Annotated in this window: 17 protein-coding genes and 1 tRNA gene; 4 read left to right on the top strand and 14 right to left on the bottom strand. The window is 38.6% G+C overall.

The window, feature by feature from the left end; all coding sequences use genetic code 11:
* Positions 1-9 precede the first annotated feature (9 nt).
* Positions 10-804 carry an SDR family oxidoreductase gene (locus tag PY091_RS14525; RefSeq protein ID WP_275650380.1) on the top strand — a complete coding sequence of 265 codons (795 nt, stop codon included), beginning with the start codon at positions 10-12 and terminating at the stop codon, positions 802-804.
* A 1-nt stretch (position 805) separates the two neighbouring features.
* Here PY091_RS14525 and PY091_RS14520 read toward each other — a convergent pair whose 3' ends face one another.
* The 10 genes from PY091_RS14520 to PY091_RS14475 form a co-directional block, all read right to left on the bottom strand.
* Complete coding sequence (locus PY091_RS14520; RefSeq protein WP_275650379.1) at positions 806-2767, bottom strand: sensor histidine kinase; 1962 nt, start codon at positions 2765-2767, stop codon at positions 806-808.
* A gap of 537 nt (positions 2768-3304) precedes the next feature.
* The gene (locus PY091_RS14515; protein WP_275650378.1) at positions 3305-4060 is read right to left on the bottom strand and encodes a LytR/AlgR family response regulator transcription factor; all 756 of its coding nucleotides are present in this window, start codon (positions 4058-4060) and stop codon (positions 3305-3307) included.
* 33 nt (positions 4061-4093) lie between these two features.
* Positions 4094-5002 carry a 1,4-dihydroxy-2-naphthoate octaprenyltransferase gene (menA, locus tag PY091_RS14510; RefSeq protein WP_275650377.1) on the bottom strand — a complete coding sequence of 303 codons (909 nt, stop codon included), beginning with the start codon at positions 5000-5002 and terminating at the stop codon, positions 4094-4096.
* 2 nt (positions 5003-5004) lie between these two features.
* Complete coding sequence (locus PY091_RS14505; protein ID WP_275650376.1) at positions 5005-5604, bottom strand: SPOR domain-containing protein; 600 nt, start codon at positions 5602-5604, stop codon at positions 5005-5007.
* 149 nt (positions 5605-5753) lie between these two features.
* A complete protein-coding gene (locus PY091_RS14500; RefSeq protein WP_275650375.1) occupies positions 5754-6584 on the bottom strand; it encodes a CvfB family protein in 831 nt (276 codons plus the stop codon).
* A 46-nt stretch (positions 6585-6630) separates the two neighbouring features.
* Complete coding sequence (locus PY091_RS14495) at positions 6631-7650, bottom strand: glycosyltransferase (RefSeq protein WP_275650374.1); 1020 nt, start codon at positions 7648-7650, stop codon at positions 6631-6633.
* Positions 7651-7743: 93 nt separating this feature from the next.
* Positions 7744-8085, bottom strand: a complete 342-nt coding sequence (locus PY091_RS14490; RefSeq protein ID WP_275650373.1) for a DUF2853 family protein — start codon at positions 8083-8085, stop codon at positions 7744-7746.
* Between the two features lie 40 nt (positions 8086-8125).
* Complete coding sequence (gene menD, locus PY091_RS14485; protein ID WP_275650372.1) at positions 8126-9865, bottom strand: 2-succinyl-5-enolpyruvyl-6-hydroxy-3-cyclohexene-1-carboxylic-acid synthase; 1740 nt, start codon at positions 9863-9865, stop codon at positions 8126-8128.
* 56 nt (positions 9866-9921) lie between these two features.
* The gene (locus tag PY091_RS14480) at positions 9922-10983 is read right to left on the bottom strand and encodes a chorismate-binding protein (RefSeq protein ID WP_275650371.1); all 1062 of its coding nucleotides are present in this window, start codon (positions 10981-10983) and stop codon (positions 9922-9924) included.
* The gene (locus PY091_RS14475; RefSeq protein WP_275650370.1) at positions 10964-11386 is read right to left on the bottom strand and encodes a PaaI family thioesterase; all 423 of its coding nucleotides are present in this window, start codon (positions 11384-11386) and stop codon (positions 10964-10966) included. Before PY091_RS14475 ends, PY091_RS14480 begins: the two co-directional genes overlap by 20 nt.
* A gap of 61 nt (positions 11387-11447) precedes the next feature.
* Between PY091_RS14475 and PY091_RS14470 the strand changes: the two genes are divergently transcribed.
* Positions 11448-12119, top strand: coding sequence for an alpha/beta hydrolase (locus PY091_RS14470; RefSeq protein ID WP_275650369.1), 672 nt, complete (start codon positions 11448-11450; stop codon positions 12117-12119).
* Here PY091_RS14470 and PY091_RS14465 read toward each other — a convergent pair.
* Together PY091_RS14465 and PY091_RS14460 are read right to left on the bottom strand one after the other, a co-directional pair.
* Complete coding sequence (locus PY091_RS14465) at positions 12097-13023, bottom strand: hypothetical protein (protein ID WP_275650368.1); 927 nt, start codon at positions 13021-13023, stop codon at positions 12097-12099. The genes PY091_RS14470 and PY091_RS14465 overlap by 23 nt on opposite strands.
* 77 nt (positions 13024-13100) lie before the next feature.
* Positions 13101-14357, bottom strand: a complete 1257-nt coding sequence (locus PY091_RS14460; protein ID WP_275650367.1) for an NAD(P)/FAD-dependent oxidoreductase — start codon at positions 14355-14357, stop codon at positions 13101-13103.
* Positions 14358-14490: 133 nt separating this feature from the next.
* Here PY091_RS14460 and PY091_RS14455 point away from each other — a divergent pair, with 133 nt between their 5' ends.
* Positions 14491-16047 (top strand): M28 family peptidase, encoded by a 1557-nt coding sequence (locus tag PY091_RS14455; RefSeq protein WP_275650366.1) that lies wholly within the window; start codon positions 14491-14493, stop codon positions 16045-16047.
* Positions 16048-16155: 108 nt separating this feature from the next.
* Here PY091_RS14455 and PY091_RS14450 read toward each other — a convergent pair.
* A tRNA-His gene (locus tag PY091_RS14450) sits at positions 16156-16231 on the bottom strand.
* Positions 16232-16547: 316 nt separating this feature from the next.
* Between PY091_RS14450 and PY091_RS14445 the strand changes: the two genes are divergently transcribed.
* A complete protein-coding gene (locus PY091_RS14445) occupies positions 16548-18587 on the top strand; it encodes a tetratricopeptide repeat-containing sensor histidine kinase (protein ID WP_275650365.1) in 2040 nt (679 codons plus the stop codon).
* Here PY091_RS14445 and bshB1 read toward each other — a convergent pair whose 3' ends face one another.
* Positions 18588-19310 carry a bacillithiol biosynthesis deacetylase BshB1 gene (gene bshB1 / locus PY091_RS14440; RefSeq protein WP_275650364.1) on the bottom strand — a complete coding sequence of 241 codons (723 nt, stop codon included), beginning with the start codon at positions 19308-19310 and terminating at the stop codon, positions 18588-18590. It lies immediately after the preceding gene.

The following is a 19310-nucleotide window of genomic DNA, read 5'->3' as shown; positions in this document are numbered from 1 at the left end:
AAAGCACTTATGTCAAGTATCCATGGAAAAACTATTTGGGTAACCGGAGCTTCTTCTGGAATAGGTAAAAGTTTGGTTATGGCACTTGGGTCATACTCCTGTAATATTATTATTTCCTCCCGTCGTGAAGATGAACTTATCAAAGTAAAGGAGGAGTGCGGTAATATGGACAATATTTCCATTTTACCATTAGACCTTAATAATCATAAAGGGATGGAAGCCATTGCCCAACAAGCTGTTTCCTTTTATGGAAAAGTGGATATTTTGGTGAACAATGCCGGAATTAGCCAACGTTCCCTAATAAAAGACACCAAGTTGGAGGTTTACGAGCAATTAATGGACATTAATTATTTGGGAACCGTGGCCTTGTCCAAAGCCATTCTCCCACACTTTTTGGCAAACCAAACAGGACATTTTGTAACGGTTACCAGTTTAATGGGCAAATTCGGTTCTCCTTATCGTTCAGGTTATTGTGGAGCTAAACACGCACTGCACGGTTTTTTTGATGTTATGCGTATGGAACACGAAAAAGATGGTGTTAAAGTGACTATGGTTTGCCCCGGTTTTGTACAGACCAATGTGGCCAAAAACGCTCTTACGGCAGATGGTTCTCCCCAAAAGAACGATGATGTCGCAACTCAAAATGGAATTAGCCCAGAACTAGCAGCCAAAAAAATGATAACAGCCATAGAAAAGGACAAGTTCGAAGTGTATGTGGGAGGAAAAGAAGTGAAGGGAATTTACCTTAAACGATTCTTTCCAAAACTACTGCACAAAATGGTACTTAAAAGTCAAGTGAGGTAGGCTAACTAAAGTTGAACCAAAAACGAACCCCATCAACTTGTTTGTCAATATTTAATTTGGATTGTAGCTGGTTCACCAACCTGTTGATCAATCTAATTCCCATGGACGAATGTGCACGTTCATCGGTATCCTCTGGCAATCCTACGCCATTATCAGTATACTCAAAATAACCTTGGTCTCCATTTTTACGTAGATGGATGTAAATTTTACCATTTTCATCGTTTTCCGGGAATGCATATTTAAAGGAGTTGGAAACGAGCTCGTTCAAAATAAGACCGAACGGAATTGCACGATCAATGTCCAACTCTGTCCCTTCAGCATCAATAGTAATGCTGATGTTGTGTCCTCCTTTTTTATAAACGGATTGTACGCTATTGATCAAACTTTCGATATAACCCTGCATTTCAATCACGGAAAGGTCATCGTTCTGATACAATTTTTGATGAATCAATGCCATGGCCTTTACCCTGCTCTTTCCTTCTTCCAAGGCCTCTATAGCAGCTTTACTCCGGGTATTCTTGGTCTGCAGGCTCAATAAACTGGAAACCATCTGAAGATTGTTCTTTACCCTATGGTGGATTTCTTTGAGCAATGAATCCTTTTCCACCAACGAATTTTCAATGATATGCTTTTGCTCCGCGATCAATCGTTGGTTTTTAATACTCTTTAAATATGCATAGACCAACCCTGCAAAGCCCAATAGCGTAAATATCAATGAAATGAACACTAGATTGATACGCTCATCCTTGGCTTTCATATCATTCCTGATCAGCTCGATGTTCCGCTTTTGCTCATCAATCATACGTTGCGAATTCTGCAAATTCTTATTGGCAACTATGGTTACCAATTGCTGTTTGATGATGGTGGATTGCTTCTCGGCCAGGGAATCCTTTATTCTTTCATTTCGTTTATAATACCCTGTTGCGTTTTTAAAGTTTTCTATCCTGTCGTAATACGCACCCAGCAGACTGTTCCTTTTGATTGTTTGTAGTACAGAAATATTCTCGAACTCCATATCGAGTATTTTCTTTGCTTTGGCATAAGCATCCTCTTGAAGGTTGGCTTCGGCCAAGAACAACGAATTTTCGATTACTTCGCTTTGATCGGAATTGTTGGCAGATGCTTTTAAAACTTCAATACTTTGCTCCAATAGGGGTATTGCCAACTCGTATTCGCCCAATTCCACGTGACATTTGGCGATACCACCTTCAATTCTTGCTTTGAGCAATTCTGCTTCAAAAATATCTCCCTCACTGTTTTGGATGGAAACATCGTTGAGATAAACATTTAAATATCCCTTTGCCTTGTTGAACTCCTTAAGTGCTGTTGGTGCAGAATCGTCCAATCGAAGGTAGTTCCCCATTTTACTGTGGTATTTTGCCAGTCCGTAGGCATCGTTGTCGGCGATAGTGGGTTTTACCTCTTTGGCAAATTGCTGCCATGCTTCCCTGTAGAGCCCTAGATTGCTGTAAATATCATAAAAGGCTACATTTTCGGTTATTCCCAATTCTCTTTTTTGCTCTCTTACTTCAATCTGTTTATCGTACAATTGAAGATTGGCATAATTATCATCCAAAACATCAAGGACCTTTTTTTGATATTCAATATCCAAAGTGTCCGGTGCCGCTATAAGTTCCTTGGCAAGAACGGTACTTTTATCATAATCCCCCAGATCATTATAAATCTGGGCCTGCATTACCTGGTAAAGAAGAATGGCTGAAGTATCCTGAGTTTTCTGAGCATTGGCCAGATAAATTTTAATGGTATCCAACCAATCGTATGCCGAATTGACATTGTACCTGTCCAGCGAATTGAAAAAAACATCGAACCTTTCGGATGGCAGGTCCGTATCCTGAAATTCTTTAAGAACACTTTCCTCGTCTTCTGCAATTATTTGTGCAGATGAAACAGAGAGAAAAGCAAAGTATACCGAGAGAAATAAAAATCTTACGTAACGTCCCATTAATTAATTTGATACAGTTCCCCGGAAATACTCCAGGGGCCTATATTATTATCGTGCCCTTTTTTCCTTTATTGCCCCAATAATCGATTCAAATAAAAAAATAGAATATTGTTAAGAATCGCAATGTATGGGGTATATAAAGAACGTTAGTTTACCTACAAAATTAAATCCCAAGGTAGAGAGTTGTTGGTTATTGTTGTGAAAGTGTTGTTTTCTGTTGTGAAATGACCGTGAGCGTATGCCAAGTAGCACTTTATCGATGTTTTGTGCCTTTTATGGAGTATAGTGAGCAATTACGATAGGTGCAAAATTGAAAAAGGCCCTGCTTTTTACGACAAGACCCTTTTACGAGAACACTATATGAAAATGAAAAAATTACTTTCTGAATTATTAACACTGCTAAAGTAGTCGCCTATGTCCAGTGTACGAAAATATTGTTGTGAACCCCATAAAAGTTGTGGTCTCGCTCTTTCTATAGTGTTGTGGCATAAAAAAAGCGCCTTAATAAGGCGCTTTTTAAATAATAGCTTTTACTCGTTAACTGTTCATTGATGAAAGAATAAACTCCTTGAAGTCCTTTGAAATAGGAATCAAATTGTTGTTGATCATTATATCCTTGGAGTTGATCGCATCAATATGATCTACATTAACAATGTATGATTTGTGCGCTCTATAAAATTTATTCTTTGGCAATTTCTCGAGATAATCCTTTAATGGTGAGCGGACCAAGAACTTTTTGTCCACTGTATTTACTTCCAAATACACATTGTCAGCTTTAATGAATTGAATATCGCTGAACTGGATGCGGTAATACAGATGTTGTTTTTTTACAAAGATGGAATCCTTTAAAACAGAATTCGAAGTTATCTCATCGGCAGCATCATCGTCCTCTACTTTTACATTTCCTTTTTTGGCATAATTAAAATTGGAAAGTGCAATTTCAATGGATGTATAAAGATCCTGTTGCTCAAAAGGCTTTACCAAATAACCATCGGGCTTTACCGTTTTTGCATTCTCCACAGTGGCACGATCCGAGTTGGAAGTGACGAATATGAAAGGAATGTTATATGTATCCCGTATATGTTTGCCTAAATCGATACCTGTTTTGTCCGAAGCCAAAATAATGTCTATCAACACAAGGTCCACATGATTGTTCTTTAACACATCTACGGCTTGTTCGTAAACAATCACATTATCCACGATCTCATAGCCGATTTCCTCTAGCATGGATTGCATATCATCAGCGATGATGACATTATCCTCTACAATCAAAATTTTTATCGGTTGTTCCAAGTTGCCTAAAGTTTATTTGGTTGTACTTCAAATTTACAAAAAAATATTAACTGAAATTAAGAATAAAATCGCCAGCAGAAAGGTACTCAGCGCGACTTTTTTTAATTCCACATCTAAATTACCAGGGTTATCGGTTTTCATCACTTTGAGCAAATGAATCAACAGAGGGACAAAGGCCAACATAAAAAATGACTGTTTTATGTCAAAGTTTTCCAAACTCAGAAAAACCAAGAAACAGATCAAGGCCAGTAAAATCAAACTATAATGATATCGCTTACCGTTCTCAAAACCCATTTTTACCACCAAAGTGATCTTGCCATGCTTTTTGTCCGAAACCACATCCCTTAAATTGTTCAGATTGAGTACTGCCACACATAAAAAACCAATGGCAACCGCCGGGAGTACGACCGTCCAACCAAGCGATTTGGTATATAAAAACATACTTCCCAAAACTCCCAAGAGTCCAAAAAACAGAAAGACAAAAAGATCTCCCATTCCGCGATATCCGTAGGCATTGGATCCCACGGTATATTTTATTGCCGCCCAAATGCTCAACAGTCCCAACACAAAAAAGAGTAGAATGTAAATAATGTTCTCCTTGCCGAAAGCCAAATAAATCAGTGCCAAGGCAATGAGCATGCTAATAACTATGGAAATGATAATTCCTTTTTTCAAGGATCCTCTGGTGATGGAACCACTTTGAATGGCCCGTGCAGGACCAATCCTGTCCTCATTGTCCGTTCCCTTTACCCCATCGCCATAATCGTTTGCAAAATTGGAGGTGACCTGAAAACCTACGGTTGTGAATAAGGCCAATATAAATATGGTCAAATCGAATTGTCCTTCCATTACGGCCAAGGCCGTACCTACTATTATTCCTGATAACGAAAGTGGAAGTGTGCGGAGTCTAGCGGCTTGTACCCAAGCCTTTGTGTTTCCCAATATTAAAACGGATCTTCAATTTTTATTCTCTGACCATCTTTATAAGATGCTACAAACGCATCTTGAAAGCCCATTTGTACCAACTGCTTTCTAAATTTCTGTGCTTCCTCCAAGGTTTCAAAATTACCAAGGGAATACGCATAAAAAGGGTTGGTCTTAACAAAAAGGGTGTTGGTCAGCGCTTCAGAGGCCAATGTTACATTATTGTCCACAAAGGATTTTACCTGAACGGAATAAATTTTTTCCTTGTTCAGGAATTCTTTCGCCAAATAAAACTCTTTGACCAAACTTAGTTCCTCATTTTGGGATTTAAGATTATCAATTCGTGCCTTGATCACATCAAGACTGTCTATGGATACAAGCACATTACTTTGGTTCTCAAAAGATTGCTTGCTGCTCAATCCTGCGGTAAACGAGGTTATGGCTAAGGTTCCTATTACAAAAAGTCCAACAAACCCAAGAAGAATGTTTCGTTGCAACTTGATTTTACGTAGGTCCTTGTTCTTATATTTAATCTGGTCGAGAAGTCTTTCGTTGATAATCTGGGCCTTATCAATATCCTTATGAAGGTCCAACAAATCGCTTTCTTCAATAAAAGGCATATGGTAAAGGGGTTATAGTTATGTGTTACGCTAAAGGCATAACAACCAATAAGTTATTCTGAATCCCTACAAAAATAAAATATTTACCTAAAGAAAAAAACTTAAATCCCCTAAAGCTCAAAAGATTCCGCGATTAAAGATACTCCCCTTTACAATAAATGGATGCCGTCTTCCTGTATATTTATCTTTCGCTGTCTATAAAGTATTCCAACCCCTTTTTTAAAGGCCTTTTTACTCATATGGAGTGTCTTTTGGATGTCGTCGGGAGAAGACTTATCGTGAAGGGGCAAGAATCCATTATGCTGGACCAACTTGTCGAAAATCATTTTAGCGGTGGGTTCCAACATTTTAGCACCAATGGGCTGAAGTGAAATATCCAATTTCTTATCATCCCTTACATTTTTAACAAAACCTTTGATACGTTCTCCAACGGAAATGGGCTTAAAAATATCACTATCAAAAACAAGTCCTTTGTGGCTTTCATCAACTATAACTTCCCAACCTAACGGGGTTTTTCTGTATACCAAAAGGTCAACTGGATCATTTTGGCTATAGGACACATCATCGTTCGATAAAAACTTATCTACCCTACTGGATCCGGTAAGCCTCATACTTTCTTCATCCATGTAGCAATGGACTACATATTCATTCCCCTCTTCCATTCTTTGGGATTGTTCCCTAAAAGGCACAAGCAAATGTTTTTCCAAGCCCCAGTCCATAAACGCCCCATAGGCCCCGACTTCAACTACCTTTAAATGGGCAAAGCCATTTCTGATGATCTTTGGTTTTAAAGTGGTTGAAATAGGACGTTCTGCATTGTCCAAATAGCAAAAAACCTCCATTTCTTGATCTATCTGAAAATCTTCGGGTACGTATTTGTTCGGCAAGAGGATTTCCGTGCCTTCATCGTCCCCTAAAAAAAGTCCTATACTAGTGCTTCTGAGCACCTTAAGGGTATTGTAGTTTCCCAATTCTATCATGCGATAAAGGTAGGGGTAAATTCTGGGTATAAAAAAGTTGTTCTCGTTAACGTAATTTCCTATACAACCTATAGGTATGAAAAGATAAATTCAACAATACACTTGAATTGAAAATAAAGACTAAAATCTTATTAACCGAGTTTCTAAACTTATCTATTTTTAATAAGTAGCGAAATGGATATGAGTCTATTTTTTTATAAAAGTTTAAATCTTGTTTTAATGCTGCAAAACTGAAATCAGATTTAAAATAGCGCACTATTGCTATCAACACATAGCGTTCTTTCTTTGCCTTCAACATCTTTAAACAATCCTCATCTTCATCCCTGCCCAATTTTTCAATCGACTTTATTAATTCCTGTTGTTTTTGTACAGCAAATGCCAGATCCCTAAAATGCGTTTCCAAATGCTTTTTGGACCTGTTTCGAGTTATGGAATTTTCGGACATATAATATCTGTATACATCATAATCTACATATGCCATTGTATCTGCCTTACTGAATAGAATGGGTGTGAAATAAGAATCTTGCACAAACTTTCTATCATAGAATCGAAGATTACATTCATCGAAAAAGTCCCTCCTAATAAAATACCACCATACCTCAGGTTCAAAGTTGTATTTACCCATAAACTCAGTTCCGCTCAATATTTCAACATCCTTATCTTGATCTATATTGGTCGACAACAAATCTTCATGATCGAATACATGCTTACTGTTGAATCCAATAATATCGAGATTGTATTTAAGTGCTTTATCCAATACCTTGCCGAAGGTATTTGTAGCCACATAATCGTCCCCATCCACAAAATAAATGTATTTACCCTTGGCAATATCTAACGCAGCGTTTCTTGCACCTCCAATGCCCTTATTTTCCTGAGTTATAAGATTTATGTTGCTGTAGTTGGATTTTAGCTTTTTTATAATAGAACCTGTATTATCAGTAGACCCATCATTTACTACTAAAATCTCATAACTTGACTTGTCCAAATCTTGTTGCAGTAAACTTTTTAAACAAGATTCTATATGCTTTTCAACGTTGTACGCCGGAATAATTATGCTTAGGTCCATTATGGATGTTCTTTGGTTGAATAATAGCTTTTGGGTGAGATGCCAAAAAAAAGCTGCCCTAAATTGAGCAGCTTCTTTACATGGTTCGTAATCTTAATTATAAACCGATTCTTTTCCGAAATGCTTTGCCAACATATAATAGATGACCGCACGGTGCTTGTTCTTTTCAGATCTACCATAAGCATCTATAACACTATTAATGGATTCCATAAGGGCAGGTGTGTCGGTAAGGCCCAATTTCTTGATCAAAAAGTTATTCTTGACCGTCTCCAATTCTTTATCATCCGATCCAGAAACTTTGGATGCGTCCAGATTATAAATAGCGGGACCTAGGCCTATAGCTACTTTTGTCAACAAATCCATGTCCGGTGTTTGGCCGAATTTGCTCTTAATGTCTTCAGCGTACTTTTCGATTAATTCGTCTCTTTTACTCATAATATGTTAGTGTTCTATATTGATTTTTATAGTTAAGCTTCTAAGATATAAAATCGAAGTACCCAAGCAAAATTTTATTGTTCAAAACCCGTGGTGTGGCGACTTCCAGGATTTTTGGACTATTGGATTCAGTGTAGAATTCTCTAAGTGATTCTTCTAATTCTTCTTCATTTTTTACACTGATATGTTCAAAACCATACATTTCCGCCAACTGTTGTGCCGTTAAATCGTGACTCGTCTCAAAAAAGGTCTCGAATTCTTCTGTATCCTCTTTTCCTGGTAAAATCCTAAAAATACCCCCACCAGAATTATTGATAAGAACAATCCTAAAATCCGGACGAACATATCTGTTCCATAGGGCATTGCTATCATAAAAGAAACTAAGGTCTCCAGTTAGCAGTACGGTTGCATCCTTACTATAAATTGAACTTCCTATAGCAGTAGATGTAGACCCATCAATACCGCTGGTACCCCTATTACAAAAAACCTTCAAGCTCTGATCTAATGGAAACAACTGTGCGTATCTTACCGTGGAACTATTGGCCAAATGTACCTGGTATCCCTTTGGGATTGTTTTGATGATACAATCAAACGCAATAAAATCTGAAAATGGAATTTTTTCGAGGTAAGCTTCTCGCTTTTTCTCGTAATGGTCCTTCTTATCTTCCCAAAATGCCTTGAATTTACTTTCTCCTGAAACACCATCACCAACATTTTTAAAAAACTCGTTGGGATTACATGGTATATGACGGGTTAGGCAGTAGAAAGTGTCATTCGCTCTTTTTGTATCGATATGCCAATGATTCTTAGGCTTGTATTCACGTAAAAAAGCCTTTATTTTTTTGGACACAATCAAACCACCAAAAGTCACCAATAAATCCGGTTGTAATTTTTTAAAGAGTTCATCCTTGTGCTCCGACTTTTCGATAGGAGCAATTATACTGTCTATGCTCTCAAAAAAATTAGGGTGATGTAAATTAGAGGTGGTTTCAGTAAACAACAAGGTAGTAGGGTCGTTAGCCAAAGTATTTAGCGCTTCTTTTTCTAGGGCATTGGGCTGATTGACTCCCACTAAAACCATTTTTTTGGAACTATTCCTCCATATTGTTGACAATTCTTCCCAATTAATTTGGCTTGATTCACCTTGAACGTAGGGTACTTCAATATTTTGAGTTTCCACCGTGGGTTCTTCTATTCGTCCGTACAAAGGCTCTTCAAAAGGTATATTGATGTGTACCGGGTAGTTATCGTTAAAAGCAACCGTTAGCGTCTTTGCAATCTCGCTTTCGTTGTAACGTTGCACTTCCATTTGACTCTCCTCCAACAGGTGTTTGCCATATTTAGAAATGGTATTCGTGGCATGGGAAACATCCTGCTTTAAATTGGCCGAATACCCTATATGTTTATCCAGTACATTTTCTTGCCGGATGGTCTGTCCATCACCTATATCTATTCGGTAACTAGGTCTATCCGCAGATACAATAATGAGAGGGATGTCGCTGTAAAAAGCCTCCGCTACTGCCGGGTAAAAGTTTAACATGGCACTACCAGATGAGCAAAGAACGGCTACAGGTTCCTGTAAATGTTGAGACATTCCCATGGCAAAAAAAGCGGCACACCGCTCATCGACCACACTAAAACACTTAAAAAATGGATTCTTGGTAAAACTTATGGTCAATGGAGCATTTCTAGACCCCGGTGAGATAACAATATTTTTAACTCCCCTTGATTTAAAGTACAATACCAAGGTTTGCGCTGAGGGTATGTCTGAGTACATCATGGACTACAAAAATACAGCTTCTGACTGGTAAAATCCCAAAAATTAAGTACATCTATTTACAAGATGCCCAACATGGTCTTGCTCTTGTTTTGCGTCTCTATCCATTCACTTTTAGGGTCCGATGCTTCCGTTATTCCTCCCCCAACAAAAATGGATGCCGTATGGTTTTTTATTTCCATACACCTAAGGTTCACAAACAACGATAACTCACCTTGCGAATTCAGGTTGATTTCACCTAAAAAGCCTGTATAGAATGTTCTGTTATAATTTTCGTTTGCTCTTATAAATTGTTGCGCCTCTGCAGTGGGGATACCACAAACCGCAGGGGTTGGGTGTAATGCCCTGATCACCTTACCCACCTCAAGGTCGGGCAACATGGTACCGCGTACTTCCGAACGTAAATGCCATAGTCCCCCAGCCCTAACCGATTCAGCTTCATCAATTTCCAAACGCTGAACGGTATGTGCCAATTTATCACCTATATATTCCGATACCATTTGCTGTTCCTGAACTTCCTTATCGCCCCATTGGGGAGATTTATTTTCCTCATAAGGAAGGGTTGCTGCCAAAGACATTGTCCGTAGTTCTTTATCCTTGATTCTCACAAGAGTTTCTGGAGTTGCACCACACCAGGTACCAACATCGGGATGATGGAATAAATACCCGAAGGCATTCGGGTATCTGTTCAACAGTGTTTTAAAAATCTCAATAGGTGATCTGGAAATGGAAACTTCTATTTTCCTGGAAAGCACTACTTTTTGAAGCCTTCCTTTTTTAATGGCCCTTACGCCATTCTCCACCAATTTTATATGAGTTTCTTCATCATTATCAAACAAAGAAATATCACTGTTTATTGGGATATCCTCTTTTTTAAAAGCAGCCTTCCAATATTCGTCTGGTTGAATCAGCACTACTTTATCCTGAGAATAGAACGGTGCGAACACAAATCCTTTTTCTGAAAAATCCGATGTATAGTGCAAGGCTTTAGTGGCTTGATAAACCCCTATTACCTCATTCTCGTTCGGTTTTCTATATATGGCAAAAGGAAGCCCTTTTTCCAAGGAATCCTCTACCCTATTCAAAATCTCTTTGAGCCCTTTAGTTTCTGGGTAATGCAATGGTTGTAAGTTTACAATTGGAAATCAAACGGTCTTCCTCGTCGGTAATTTTAATCTCCCAAAGCTGGGTGGTTCGTCCTTTGTGTAAGATGGATGCTTTTGCATACACAAAACCCTCTTTAATGGAACGTACATGGTTGGCCGCAATCTCAATACCGCGAACAAAAAATTTTTGCCCATCTAAGAAGATATAGGATGCTGCACTGCCCACACTTTCGGCCAATGCGACCGATGCGCCTCCATGTAGCACACCATCGGGTTGATGGACCTTAGGGGTAACGGGCATTTTTGCCAAGAGAAAATTTTCACCAACATCAATATATGTTATGTCCAATGTTTCCATTAACGTACCCTTGCAAATTTCGTTGCAAACGGATAGAATCTTCTCTTTATGCTCGTTCATCCTTGTATTTTTTGTAAAATTACGCAAAGCTTTGCCAATATCTAAATAAGCAGAATTAAACATGTCCAATACAGAAAAGACAGTTTCCTACACTACGGAGAATACATACTTGACTCAGAACGAATTAACCTCCAAAACCAAAAACGTATGGTTGGTTTTTCATGGTATTGGATATTTAAGCCGCTACTTTGTAAAATATTTTAACGGATTGAATCCGGAAGAGAATTACATTATAGTTCCCCAGGCACCTTCTAAATATTATTTAAAAAACGAGTACAAATATGTGGGGGCCAGTTGGCTGACAAAAGAAAATACTGCCACCGAAATAAACAATGTTCTAAATTATATCGATGCCGTTCTGGAAGCCGAGCATATTCCAAAAAATACAAACCTTATTTTATTTGGATTTTCCCAAGGTGTATCGGTCGCTACAAGATGGCTAGCCAGCAAAAAGTTACCATGTAGTTTAGTCGTGCTTTATGCAGGAGGCATACCCAATGAACTATCCCGATCGGATTTTGAGTTTTTGGATTATGATACTACCAAGGTCCAAATAGTATATGGAGATCAAGACGAATTCCTAACACCGGAACGTCTAAAAAAGGAGAAGGTAAAAGTTGAGAACTTATTTCAAGGAAATGCCCAAACCCTCACCTTTAATGGTGGGCATGAGGTAAAGCCTGAAATTATTGAAGGTTTATTACATCAAATTAATTCGAAGTCTCCTCTTTAGAAGCCTCTTCCTTATAATATTCCAGGGTCCTGGTAGTATAAGTATTGCCGGGAGTAATAATCTGTTTAACCCAATTGCTTGGAGTATGGTTGTCAAACTGAAAAATATACGTGTCCGATGACTCCGTATTCACAGTTTTTTTAACAACCTTACTCAATACACCATTCTTATATTGATAATAGTTCTTCTTTTGAGAAACAAATTCTTTCTCGGCGACATCATATAAAAAATCCTCGCTTGTAATCAAATCACCAGAACTATTAAAAACTTCTTCATTGGCCGTATTGGGTTCGCCATCAATATATTCCTTAGTCAGTATAATTTTCTGTTCGCCATTAGGCGTTTTTTTAATGGAAGTCCTTACCGCTTTCTGTAATATTCCGTTGGTGAAGGTGCTCACGGTTTCCTCGTTCTTTACTTTGGTGTAGTCTAAAGTGGTCTCATCCACACCTTCCCCGTTAGATGAAATAATTTTCACCAATTTTCCATCCTCATCATATTGGTATTGCTGTTGCTCCAAAAACTGCTTGTCATAAGAAATAATTTTTTCAACGACCATTCTGTTCGGAACCGTATCAACCTCATAAAAATTAGCCATGGATGTTGCCTCGTCCAAAATATTGTTTTTGTAACTCTCCATGCGCTTTTCCAACAATTCCCCGTCTTTATATTTGTAATAGGTAATATCTTGATCGGTTTCGTTGTATTGCGTAATTGTCTTTGTTAAAACCCCTTCCTTGTTGAACTCGAACAATTCCTTACCATAATCCGTGGTCACCAAGCAAGATTTTACACGACCATTAAGGTCAAAATCGTTCAGGGTGAAAATCTGTACCTCTTGGGCCCAGATTACAAGCACTTGGAACAATGAAAAAAGAAGAGTAATGGCGTAGTGTTTTTTCATACTGTAAAATTAGTTGTTCTAAAAACAAATGAAAAATCTAAACCACATATATCATGCCCTATAAGGCAAGAAATCCTTTAAAATTTACGATTAGGCACAAATGCTGAAATATCCATCGAAGTTTTAACCCCGGATATAAGCTCCGTTACTAATTTTCCGGTGGCTGGCCCTAAGCTCCATCCCATCATGGCATGTCCGGTGGCAATGGTAAGATTATCAAAATTTGTCGACTTGCCTATGTATGGAAGTCCATCTGGCGATACGGGCCTAAGTCCACATTTGGCATTGTTCTTTGCTTCTTCCGGAATATGTAAGCCTTTATAATAGGCCTCCACCCCATTTGCTATGGCCTCTACCCTTTCCTTTCTAATTTGATGGTTGATTCCAGAGAATTCCATTGTCCCTGCAAAACGTGTAAATCCCTCCATTGGGGTCACCGCAATTTTTTTCTCCATCAAGATTGCCGGCATAGTAATCTGCGTAGGCTCTTCCACATTGATCCTGTATCCTTTACCAGCTTGTAATGGTAATTTAAGGTTCAATTTTTTAGTAAGATTAGAAGTCCACGATCCAGCGGCCAAAACCACTTCATCTGCGCGGTAGGACCCTTTGGCGGTTTTCACTTCAGAAATTTTGGAATCGGATACAGTAATATCGGTAACTTCTTCATTTTTATGGATTGTAACGCCTGCATTCTCAAGGTACTCTACCATCCTGTTCATGATCAAAGGTGGTGTGGTATGTCTGTCACATTCCCAAAGAATGGCGCCCTCTGCATTAAAATCAACATTGGGCTCTATTTTCTGTAACTCTTCTTTGGATAAATGTCTTCCCACAAGTCCCATTTCTGCGGCTTTTTCCACAACCTCCATTTCGTGGTCACAAGCTTCCTGGGTTTTATAAACCATCATCAAACCTTGATCACCTATTTTAAAATCGCCCAAATCGCCCGAAGCCTGAATTCCCTCGTACAATTCCCTGCTCAAAAGATTAATGTCCCTAATAACAGGCATGGCCCTTTTTACCTTCTCCTTGGTACAAGATTTCTTAAAATACCATGCCCATTTTATAAAATCCATATCTAACCTTGGTTTCATATAAAATGGACTGGAGGAGTTAAACATGTATTTTATTCCTGTATTGATCATTCCCGGTGCGGCCAAGGAAACAATATGGCTCGGTGTAAGATAACCAGCATTTACAAAGGAAGCTCCAGCGTTGATATCGGACTTATCAAGTAAAGTAACTTGGTGCCCGGCTTTATGCAAAAAATAAGCAGTGGAGAGTCCTACAATTCCTCCACCCACTACGATTACACTTTTATTCTTGGCCATACATACAAGTTTGTGGTATCCATTTAAAGAGCCAGCAAGATACAGAAAGGACCCGATAATGTTAATGCTTGGTTTGGGAATTCTTTATGAAACTTTTGAGTACTTTTGGAAGATTTTGAAAACAAGCGCACGAATGAAAAAACTATCCTTATTGGTGATGGGATTGGCCTTTGCCTGCAACTCCTCGCATAAAACTGTTACCGAGGCCCCACAGCCCAAACCATTGGCCGATCCGGTTACCTACGCGGAAACAATTACGCAAGAAGACTTAAAAGAACATTTGTATACCTATGCCTCCGATGAGTTCGAAGGAAGGGAAACCGGTACCCCCGGACAAAAGAAAGCCGTAGCTTATATAAAGTCTCATTATGAATCCCTGGGCATTCCACCTGCTAAATCTGATGGGGACTATTTACAAAATGTACCCTTGGAGGTTTCCAATGTCCCTACCGGAAGTATGAGCATTAACAATACTTCCTTTGTTCTTGGAGAAGACGTTTTAACCTTTTCACAAGCAAAAGGAACCTACAGTTCCATTGTATATGTAGGCTATGGGATTGAAGACGGAACATATTCCGATTATAACGGAATCGATGTAAAAGGAAAGTTCGTGCTTATTAAAGCAGGTGAACCCGTAGATGCCAATGGTGTGTATACCATAACCGGAAACATGGAAAAATCTGTTTGGAGCAATGCTTCTGAGGCAGTTGGTAAAAAAAGGGACATCGCCCAAGAAAAAGGTGCTATCGGAGTTCTTTATTACGATATGTTGAGCTTCCCAAGGTTTAAAGGGTATTTTCAGTTCATGAAATCCAACAACAGCGGAAGAATGCAATTGGCCAACGATACCAACGACGAAGTTCTTATTTATTTGAACGATAAAGCAGTAAAAACCTTAAAGAGTGATATTGAAGAAGATCACAAAGCCAAAATAATTCCAACCAATATTTCCATGAACATTACCAGTGGAAACGATGAAATTAGTTCCGAAAATGTGGTGGCATTTATTGAAGGATCGGAGAAGCCCGATGAATATGTGGTAATATCTTCCCACTTGGATCATATCGGAATTACAGATGGCGGTAAAATCAACAATGGAGCCGATGATGACGGTTCCGGCACCGTAGCATTATTGGAAATCGCACAAGCATTCAAAAAAGCTGCAGACGAAGGCAATGGACCAAAACGTTCTTTGGTTTTCCTACATGTTACAGGTGAAGAAAAAGGGCTGTTGGGATCCAGATACTATACAGATGTAGACCCGGTTTTCCCATTGGAAAATACTGTGGCCGACCTAAATATTGATATGATCGGTAGAATAGACCCAAATTATAAGGGAGCCCGAAACTATTTGTACTTGATTGGCTCCGATAAATTAAGCACCGAATTGCACCAATTATCGGAAGCTGTCAATAAAAAGTACACCAATATTGAGTTTGATTACACTTATAATGATGAGAATGACCCCAATAGGTTTTATTATAGGAGCGATCACTACAATTTTGCGAAGAACAATATTCCGATCATTTTCTATTTCAACGGTACTCATGCAGACTATCATCGTCCGAGTGATACACCCGATAAAATCAACTATGATCTATTGGAAAACCGTACACGCTTAATTTTCCATACTGCTTGGGAAATTGCCAACAGACCAAGTAGACTGCTTGTTGATAAGGCTGCAGATTAGAGCTAAATACCTAATTATAAATAAAGCCCTCCATGTTGAGGGTTTTATTTTGCGTTTTATCCAAACAAAAAATCCCAAACCAAAAGGTTCGGGATTTTAAAAACTCAAGGGTGGAAGACCGGGTTCGAACCGGCGACCTCTGGAACCACAATCCAGCGCTCTAACCAGCTGAGCTACAACCACCATTTAAAGCGGATGCAAAAATACTTTTTTGTAATGATTCAACCAAAATATTTTTCAATTTAGATGAATTTATTCCATTAAAATTTTCTTCTTAAATAGTGGAAGTTAATTAATGGCCTGACAACTAACAATAAATACGGATTGTACAATTTCCCGATTAAATGCACGTTTTTAAGACCAAACACACATTTTTGGGGATTTCACAACAATTAATTCCCAGAAAGGTAGCCTAAAACTAATTTAGCTGTAAATAATTCAACCGGGTGCTGTCAGAAAAAAACTTCATTGTTCAATGTAAAAATTCTGTTTTGATAAAGATGCTCTTCATCTTTATTCTTGCACTGTCTCAATGGAGCTACGCACAATCTTCCAATGAAAGGGATAGCTTGTCCTACAAACTCCAACGTCTGGAATCTACCAACCGATTCAATCCAAAGGATACCACGCATATTAAACTATTGATTGAACTGGCATTTTCCTATCGATATCTAGATAGTGATAGCCTTTTCTCCATTGCTAGTCGTGCTTTGGATTACAGTAAAAAAATTGACTACACTTATGGTAAAATAAAGGGATTGAATGCCCTTGGTGATTATTATTATAATAAAGGTGAGCGTAAAAAATCCATTCCCCTATTTAAAGAGGCCCTGGACCTCGCCATGGATATCAACGACATTAAATCTGAGCTCACCATTATAAACACAATGGCCCAGAACTATAGCTTTGAAGGTAACTATGCCGAAGCTTTAAATCTTAACCTTAAGGGAATTGATCTGGCCAGGGAAATAAACGACCAAGAAACACTTTCCATTCTTAACGAGAATATTGCCGGACTTTATGCGGACCAAAAGGATTTCAAGAATGCCTTGATGTTCTATGATACCGTTCAAAAAATAAATAGAAGGTTGGGCAACGAAGTTATAGATGCGGAAACCCAAAGTAACATGGCATCGCTCTATAAGGATGCAAAGGACTACAAAAATGCCATGTTCAACATCAATCGAAGCATCAATACATTTGAAAAGCACAAAGTGTATGATTGGCTCGCCTATGCCTACGAAGTAAAGGGAGATATTTACCTGGACCAAGAAAAATACAAATGGGCCCTTTATTGGTACGATCAAAGTAATATGCTTTTCAAGCATCAAATTGAAGATGATAGAATCAAAATTCAATTGATGAACGGTATGGCCAAAGTGTATTTTGGTCTGGAAAAAGATAGTTTATCTCTAGAATTTGCAAAAAAGGGATTGGCACTCTCCAACAAGATAAAATCGTTGCAAGGTCAGATAGATTGTTCGGAAACCTTGTACAAGGTGTACAAAAAAAATGGGGAAGATACCGAGGCATTGGCTTATCTAGAAACCTTTAAAACCTTGTCCGACTCCTTGTTCATGGATAAAAACAAACAAAGTTTATCCCTCTTAGAAACCAAGATACAATACGAGCAAGAAAAACAGGAATTGATTGAAGCCAACGAAGAAGCATTGGCCAAACAGCGTAATTACATCTATTTCTCCGTAATTGTCCTCCTAATTCTTACCATAATAACCTTTGTGATAAGGAGAAGTGAGAACATCCAGAAAAAACTGAACAAAGAACTTAAGGAAAAATCGGAGGCTGTTACCCAACGTGAAGCTCAATTATCCGAAATCAATAAAACAAATACCAAATTATTTTCCATTATTGGTCATGATCTAAGAGGTCCAATTGGAGGTCTACAGGGAATCCTTAAAATGTTTACCGATGGAGAAATTACCACAAAGGAACTGGTTTCCTTTATCCCTAAACTTAAGACCGATGTGGACAATATTTCGTTTACGCTCAACAACCTCCTTTCTTGGGGATTGAACCAGCTCAATGGTGTAATCACAAAACCAAAACGTGTTTCCTTATCTTATTTGGTCAGCAATAATATTCAGTTGTTATCGGAAATTGCTAAAAACAAATCCATAAAAATTATCAATCAGCTTCCGGACAACCCAAGAATTTGGGCGGATAACAACCAAATTGATATTGTAATAAGAAACTTGCTGAGCAACGCCATAAAGTTCACCCCCGAAAATGGCCTCATCACCATAGAGGCTGAGGAAAATGGTAATATGTGGCAAATATCCGTTCGTGACACTGGTATAGGTATGACTGCGGAAATGCAACGGAATCTTTTCAAAAACACCTCCAATATTACCACATACGGTACCAATAACGAAAAAGGAACTGGTCTTGGCCTTTCGTTATGTAAGGAAATGGTAATGAAAAACAATGGTAAAATCTGGGTAGAGAGTACTCCGCGCAAGGGAACTACATTCTTTTTTACAGTTCCCAAGGCTCAAAGTAAATACCAGAAAGCTTCCTAGCTATATTAAATCGTCCAGGCTATCCACACCAACATAACGTTCCACCGTAAAGCCTTCGGCGTAATCCACCCCTATGATTCTCCCTAAATCCCTGGCCCTATAATTAACGCTGTCCGTAAAGTTTTTACTGCTGATAGGTGTTTCCGGCTCATCACTATCTGGATCATAAAATTGGGATCCATAGGCCATGATCGCATCTGTTTTCTTTTCAATAAACCCAGAAACATCCACTACAAAATCGGGTTCCAAATTTTTCCATTGAATAAAATGATAGATCAATTTCGGCCTCCAAGCTTCTTGCCAGCTATCATCACCGTCCATTTTGGTATCTATCTTCATCAAACCGCTTAAAAAACAAGCATCACTGACCAATTTGCTTCCTTTGCCGTGATCAATATGTCTATCGTCCACTGCATTGCACAATACAATTTCAGGTCTATATTTTCTGATGATTTTAATGAGTTCCAACTGATGCTCCTTGTCATTTACAAAGAAACCATCGGCGAACTCCATGTTTTCCCTAACGGTTACCCCTAAAATTTCGGCAGCTTTTGCGGCTTCCTTATCCCTGATTTCGGCAGAGCCACGTGTTCCTAGCTCACCACGGGTCAAATCAACGATTCCTACTTTTTTCCCTTTGGAAACTTCTTTTGCGATAGTAGCCCCTGCACCCAATTCAGCATCATCTGGATGCGCTCCAAATACTAAAATGTCTAATTTCAT

Origin of the sequence: Flagellimonas okinawensis (assembly GCF_029194005.1) — a bacterium.
Lineage (GTDB): Bacteria > Bacteroidota > Bacteroidia > Flavobacteriales > Flavobacteriaceae > Flagellimonas > Flagellimonas okinawensis.
Note: the sequence above shows the minus strand (reverse complement) of the source record. Positions and strands in the feature narration are given on the sequence as shown.